The sequence below is a fragment of the Novipirellula sp. genome (assembly GCF_041583735.1).
Taxonomy (GTDB): domain Bacteria; phylum Planctomycetota; class Planctomycetia; order Pirellulales; family Pirellulaceae; genus Novipirellula.
Genome location: NZ_JBFHFD010000465.1, coordinates 1 through 6802, shown reverse-complemented (window position 1 = coordinate 6802; position 6802 = coordinate 1). Strand labels below are relative to the sequence as shown.

The following is a 6802-nucleotide window of genomic DNA, read 5'->3' as shown; positions in this document are numbered from 1 at the left end:
TTTCTCTCCCAAATTGCCTCACGTCTTTCATGCACACCAAACCCAAGTCCCCTGTCCGCGTTGGTACGCGACTTGGAAAATATCGGATTGAAAGACGGCTTGGCGCGGGGGGATTTGCGACCGTTTATGCTGCGTTTGATACCTTGCTTGGGATCAAGGTGGCGCTGAAGATTCCCTCCCCTGAATTGGTTTCGCCGCAACTGCTCGAAGAATTTCGCCGCGAAGCGCGATTGACGGTTCAGTTGGATCACCCCAACATCTTGCCGATTCGCGATGCCGCCTTTATCGAAGGCCACTTCGTGATCGTGGCCCCAATGGGAGAACGCACGCTGGCGGATCGCATCCAAAAGCGGATCGGGTTCGAGTTGGCGTTTGACTACGTTAGCCAATTGCTCGAAGGGGTCGCGTACGCGCACGAGCAGGGGGTCATCCACTGTGACATCAAGCCCGAGAACATTTTGCTATTCGAAGACAATGTGATTCGGCTGGGCGACTTTGGGATCGCCAAAGCGGCCCAAACGACGATCAGCGGTTCGGGGACCGGAACCCTCGGACACATGGCTCCGGAACAGGCGATGGGGAAACCATCGACCCGCTCGGACGTCTTTTCGATCGGTTTGATCGCTTATAGGATTTTTTCCGGTAAGTGGCCTGAATACCCGTTTGAGTGGCCACTAGAGGGGGCTGCGCAGCTACGCCGGCGTGCTCACGGTGATTTAATCGCTGTAATCCGCAAATCACTCGAAGTTAACCCCCGCCATCGTTATCGGGATGCGCCTCAAATGCTATCGGTCTTTGAACAAACTCGACTGAAAGCGATCCGCTTCTCTCGTCGGAACCGAGTCACGGGCTAGAATTAGGTACACGCTAATTCTTTCCCCCTCCACCTGCGGGTGGGTTATGATTCCGCCTACCATGCTCTCCACCATCCCCGAAACGCTGCTCGAGTTCTGCATTGAAAGCGATATGGGCGAACCACGCTCGCTGCCGATGCTGTCGGGATCCGTGATTTCGATTTCGCGGAGGTGTCCAGGCAAAATCGAACCCAACGATGATAGTTCGGTGGTGGTTCGCACGGCCGGGGGTGCGTTGGTGATGGCGGTGGCTGACGGAGTGGGCGGATGCCCGCTTGGCTACAAAGCGTCGGCGATCGCGGTGCACTGCATCGCCGAAATGGTCGCCGCATCGGCCCCCGATGCGGATCTGCGGCCTGCGATCCTGGATGGGATCGAAAAAGCCAATGCTGAAATCTTGGATCTTGGCATCGGAGCGGCAACCACATTGTCGGTGGTCGAGATTGTCGAGGGACGCGTTCGCGCGTACACGGTCGGCGATTCGATGACGATGATTGTGGGTCAGCGGGGATCGCTAAAGTGGAAATCGACCTCCCATTCGCCGGTCGGCTATGCGATCGAATCAGGCATGTTAGACGAGGCCGCTGCGATGACGCACGACGATCGTCATGTCGTCTCGAATCTAGTCGGATCCAAAACGATGCACATCGAAGTCGGCCCGTCGCGTCAATTGGCTGCGCGAGACCGCGTGATCCTGGCCAGCGACGGATTGTTCGACAATATGCATCTGTCCGAAGTCGTTGCCACGATGAAGAGCGGAAAACCGATCGGCTGTATGCAGCAACTGGTTCAAATCGCCAGCCAGCGGATGACCGGCTGCGATGAACAGCTGCCCGGCAAACCCGACGATTTGACCATGCTACTGTACGCCCGCTAAGGCTGCACTGCCGCCTAGTAGACGTCGCGGACGTAACGTTTTGCTTTCGACAAGCCGGCCACGTATTGATCGGCCTGTTCTTCGCTCATGTTGCCATGCTCGGCAACGATTTGCTTTAACGTTCGATCGACATCGGCTGCCATCCGTGATGCATCGCCGCATACATAGAAGTGAGCTCCTTCGGTCAACCACTGGAACAACTCGGCCCCGTTTTCTCGCATCCGGTCTTGAACATAGACCTTCTTGTCCCCATCGCGACTGAACGCGGTATCGAGCCGCTGTAGACTTCCCGATTCGATGTAGCCTTGCAGCTGATCTTCGTACAGAAAGTCATACGCTTCGTGTTGATCACCGAACAACAACCAATTCTTTCCCTTGGAATCCGTGGCGACGCGTTCTTGCAAAAACGCCACAAACGGCGCGATGCCCGTTCCCGGACCGACCATGATGATTGGCACACTCGAATCGGTCGGGACGGTGAATCCGGTATGATTCGCATGCGTAAAGATCCGCAGCGACGACCCCGATTCCAAGCGGTCGGTCAACATCGTGCTGGCGACTCCCTTGCGAACGCGTCCTTCACGCTCGTAAGTGACTTTGCCGACGGTCAAGTGGACCTGTTCACCGACCGCCTTCATGCTGCTGGCGATCGAGTACAGACGAGGATTGAGCGGTTCGAGAGTTTCCATCAATTCGCCAGCGGTTAACCTAACGTCGCTTGCGAGACTTAATGTATCCAGCACGTCAAATCCATCGGGCACACCGTCTTCGAGCAACTTGACGAGAGCCTGCTTGCTGGCTTCGTCCGTCGAGCGATCGATCAATTGTTCGAGTAATTCGTCGCTGGGGTCTTTCAAGCAGCAATCTTCTTGCAATCCCAACGCGATCGTCTTGGTGTTTCCTAGCGGCGTGGTGACGTGGGCATTTGGGTCCGACTCGATCCGTGTGAGAATCTCGCTCACCAGATCGCTACAATTCGAGGGGCATACGCCCAGCGCATCACCGACTTCGTACTTGATCCCCGATCCCGACAAGTCGATTTCGACGTGATGAACCGCCTTGGATGATCCCTCTTTGTTCAAACAGTGTGACGCGAGCAGCTTGGCGGTGTAGGGAGCGGAACGCGAAGATCCAGGGATTTCCTTTGCAACCGCAGCGCCGTTCATTGCAGCACCATTCATTGCACCGCTGTTGGTTTCGGTGTCACCTCCTTCCTTCAGCAGTTTCTTAATCATCTGCTTGGTCTCTTTGCCACCGGGACTACACAACGACAGATTCTTTTCCGTCCCCGAGGCAATCGCTTCACTGTACGTTTGGCACAGATAGCCACACGATCCACAATCAAGCTGAGCCATCGCGGCCATCAATTTACGCTCTAGCGGCTTGCCTTCGGCTAGACTCATCCGGTCCACGATCGGCAACGAATCGTCGTGCCAAGGAAAATCCTCTTCCTCATCAGGCGATTCGCTTGGCATCGCGACGGTTTCACTGGAAAACCCCATCGCGGCAAGTGTTTCACCTTGCTGAGTATTGGACTGAATGCCCATCATGCCGGCGAAGAAACCGTTCAGCCAAGCACGCTGCTCTTGGGAAAAAGGTGCGGTATCAGGAATCAAGCTACTCATGGTTCGGTTCTGGAAGGAGAGGGAGTTTCTTTTTCGACAATGACCGTCGTCACTTCATTTCAAACACAACTAACGGCCAACGCTTTGAGATCTTCGTCACTGGTTCGCCGAGCAAAATCGACGAACGATTCGTTGTTTTGGCGTCCTTGCAAATAACCACCGACGATCGCCGTGATCAACGCCGGGACGTCCGAAAACGCCACCGATTCAAACAGCAGTCGGGCGATCGCTTTGCGGGTTCCCCAACCGCCACCCACATTGACGTGATATCCGTCGACCATGTCATCGCCTTGTTCGACTTGACACGCCTGCAGACCGATGTCGCCGATGTAGTGCTGAGCACAACTGTGGTGACATCCGGTGACATGAATATTGATGGGTTGATCGAGTTCGAATTGCGATTCAAGCGTCTCGGCAATGATCATCGCGTGTTTTTTGGTATCGGCCCCTGCAAACTTACAACCGGCACTTCCGGTACAAGCGACTAGTCCGGCGCGAAACGAACTGGCGTCGCAACTGAGGCCAATCAAATCTAGCTTTGCTTTCACTTCCTCGACGTCTTCGTCGCGAATATGCGGGATCAAGATGTTCTGCCAAACGGTACAACGTATCTCACCGTTACCGTAGGTCTCGGCAATATCGCTGAGCCCGCGAGCTTGATCGCTGGTGATGCGACCAACCGGCAACACCACACCGACGTATTGACGACCGTTTTGTTTTTGCGGGTGGACGCCGACATGCGCTTGGCGGTTTTCATTGTCAGGGATCACGACAAGACTCGAATCGACTTTTCGCAGATCCCGCCCCATCTCGGTTTCGACCGCTTGAATGAACTTTTCAAACCCCCAATCATCCAGCACGTATTTCAAACGAGCTTTTTTGCGGTCAGTGCGGTCCCCGTTTTTCACGAACACGCGAACGATCGCTCCGGCGACTTCCACGCACTCCTCGGGACGTAGCAAAACGCCGGTGTCACGAGCGAAATCTTTGTGTCCGGTGATCCCGCCGAGCGTCAGTTGGAAATAGACACCCGCGGGCAGCGTTTCGCTGGCGTTTTCGTCGGTCACCTGCACCGCGTGGAAGCCGATGTCGTTGGTGTCGTCGAGCGCACTGATGCTGCCGCCGCCATCAAAGGCGATGTTGAATTTGCGTGGCAATCCATACATTTCGCGGTGGTTGACGATGTAATGATGCATCCGTTTCGCGTACGGAATCGTTTCAATCAATTCGCTTGGATCGATTCCCGACAATGCGCTCGCGGTGCAATTACGGATATTATCGCCCCCCGAACCGAGGCTGATGATGTCGAGTTCGCGAAGCCCATACAGGATGTTCATCGCGTGATCGGCCGGGATTTCGCGAAGCTGCAAATTCGCGCGTGTGGTCACGTCGACGAAACCGCCTGCGGATTTTTCGGACAAATCTGCCAACCCACGCAGTTGCCACGAATGCAATACGCCCCCGGGCAATCGCATTCGGCACATAAAGCTGTTCTGAGCCGGAGCGACAAAGAACAGTCCATGGAATTTGGTCAGAAAGACGTCGTCGCCTTTGGGAAATTCGTTGGCATCGGAACGAGCTTGAATCTCGTCCCACATGTCCAGCGGGTTTTTCGCCTGCTTGGCCTTCTCTTCTTTGCAAAGTTTTTTGCCGGCGGCAATACAGTCGGCTTGGGCTTGCAGTGCGATCCGTTCAGGCCCGACCGGCAGCACTTTACCATCGACGGTGGCAGCGCCGCCGCCAACGGTGACCGAGTTCCCCGAAGGCCCCGAGACACAATTGCTGACCATCGGCAATCGGTTCACCGCGCGTGCCACGTCGGCACCAAATGCGAATCCGGCAATGTATTGTTGTTGCTCTTTACTAAATGCTTTTTCACTCATGCTCGTTCGATCCTTACGGCACAGTCTTTGTAACTGGGTTGACGGCTATGGGGGTCAAAGTGTCCCAGCGTTAATTGGTTGGTGGCTTCGTAATGCATTGGCATAAAAGCGTGCCCTGGTTTCACCGTGGGTGTGACCATGGCCGTTGCGAGCAGGCTGCCGCGACGTGATTGCGCACGAACTTGGTCGCCGTTTTCGACGCCCATCGCCGCTGCATCCTCAGGATTGATCTCGATGTACGCTTCGTTGGGATACAGTTTGCGAAGCACCGGGCTTTTGTTGGTGCGAGTTTGTGTATGCCATTGGCTGACCGTGCCACGACCGGTCATCAACAGCGTCGGGTATTCTGCGTCTGGGGCTTCGGGCATCGCAGTCACGTTGTCGACGACCAAGCGAGCGCGGCCATCGTGGTGATAGAAACGACCATCGGCAAACAAACGACGTTGTTGTTCCGGCTGGAAATCGCCTTCGGCATCCGCTTCGGTCCATGGCCACTGAACACCTCCGCAGCGATCAATTTGTTCGTAGCCCTGGATCCCGGTGATGTCACAGGGTTGATCTTCGCTCGCCCGTTGCATGATGCGAAACACCGCTTCGGGATCAGTCCATTCCGCAAACATCTCTTCCACGCCCCAATACGATGCAAGCGCACGAAAAATGTGGAAATCAGCCAGTGCTTTGCCGGGCGCCCGACGCACTTTCTTTAAGACGCCGTAGCGACGTTCGCTATTGATGAACGTGCCGGACTTTTCGCCCCAACCGGCTGCGGGCAGAATCAAGTCGGCATGTCGAGCCGTTTCGGTGGTGTGATACATGTCTTGAACGACAAGAAAATCGAGCCGATCGAGTAGATTGCGAGCTTCGCTCTGGTGAATCCAACTGTGTGCGGGATTCGTCGCGATCACCCACAATCCACGAATGTCGCCGCGGCGAATCCCGTCCATAATCCCGTCGTAGGACCAACTCGGTTCGGTCGGGATTCGTTCCGGGTCGATTCCTAGACTGCTGGCGACTTTTTCGCGATCCGCCGAGTCCTTGAAATCGTGGTGCCCGAAGAGATTGGTGGTGTTGCTCCATAATCGTGACCCCATCGCGTTGCATTGGCCGGTGATGCTGTTGGCCCCCGTTCCCGGTCGGCCGATGTTGCCGGTGATCAAAGCAATATTGATGATCGCTTGTGCCGTTCGCGTGCCTTCATAACTTTGGTTGACTCCCATCGTCCACCACAGCGACACCGCTTTTCGTTTCCCAATCGTTTCGGCCGTCTGGCGAATTGCATCGGCCGAAATCCCAGTCATCGGAGCGACCGCGTCGGGTGAAAATCGGCTAACGTGCTCGCAAAGCTTTTCAAATCCTTCGGTGTGATTGTTGATGAATTTGCGATCCACACATTCGCACGCGATCAAGTGATTGGTGATCGCGTACAGCAACGCTAGGTCGCTTTTGGGACGGGTTTGCAAATGCTGAGTCGCCGCCATCGCACTTTCGGTACGACGAGGGTCGATCACGATGATTTCAGGATCGTTCTGGTTCCGTAACACACGTTCCCACATGATCGGATGG

The 6802-nt window shown here is 55.4% G+C and carries 5 protein-coding genes; 2 read left to right on the top strand and 3 right to left on the bottom strand.

Annotated features, from left to right (window positions below):
• Nucleotides 1-854, top strand: an 854-nt coding sequence (locus ABX962_RS25895; RefSeq protein WP_372723679.1) for a serine/threonine-protein kinase, incomplete at its 5' end; no start/stop codon positions are given.
• A 61-nt stretch (nt 855-915) separates the two neighbouring features.
• Entirely contained in the window at nt 916-1731 is an 816-nt protein-coding gene (locus ABX962_RS25890) for a PP2C family serine/threonine-protein phosphatase (protein ID WP_372723677.1), read from the top strand.
• 14 nt (nt 1732-1745) lie between these two features.
• Here ABX962_RS25890 and ABX962_RS25885 read toward each other — a convergent pair whose 3' ends face one another.
• The 3 genes from ABX962_RS25885 to ABX962_RS25875 form a co-directional block, all read right to left on the bottom strand.
• A complete protein-coding gene (locus tag ABX962_RS25885) occupies nt 1746-3356 on the bottom strand; it encodes a sulfite reductase subunit alpha (RefSeq protein WP_372723675.1) in 1611 nt (536 codons plus the stop codon).
• Nucleotides 3357-3415: 59 nt separating this feature from the next.
• Entirely contained in the window at nt 3416-5239 is a 1824-nt protein-coding gene (locus ABX962_RS25880; protein ID WP_372723673.1) for a NirA family protein, read from the bottom strand.
• Nucleotides 5236-6802, bottom strand: a 1567-nt coding sequence (locus ABX962_RS25875; protein ID WP_372723671.1) for a molybdopterin oxidoreductase family protein, incomplete at its 5' end; no start/stop codon positions are given. The genes ABX962_RS25880 and ABX962_RS25875, both read right to left, overlap by 4 nt.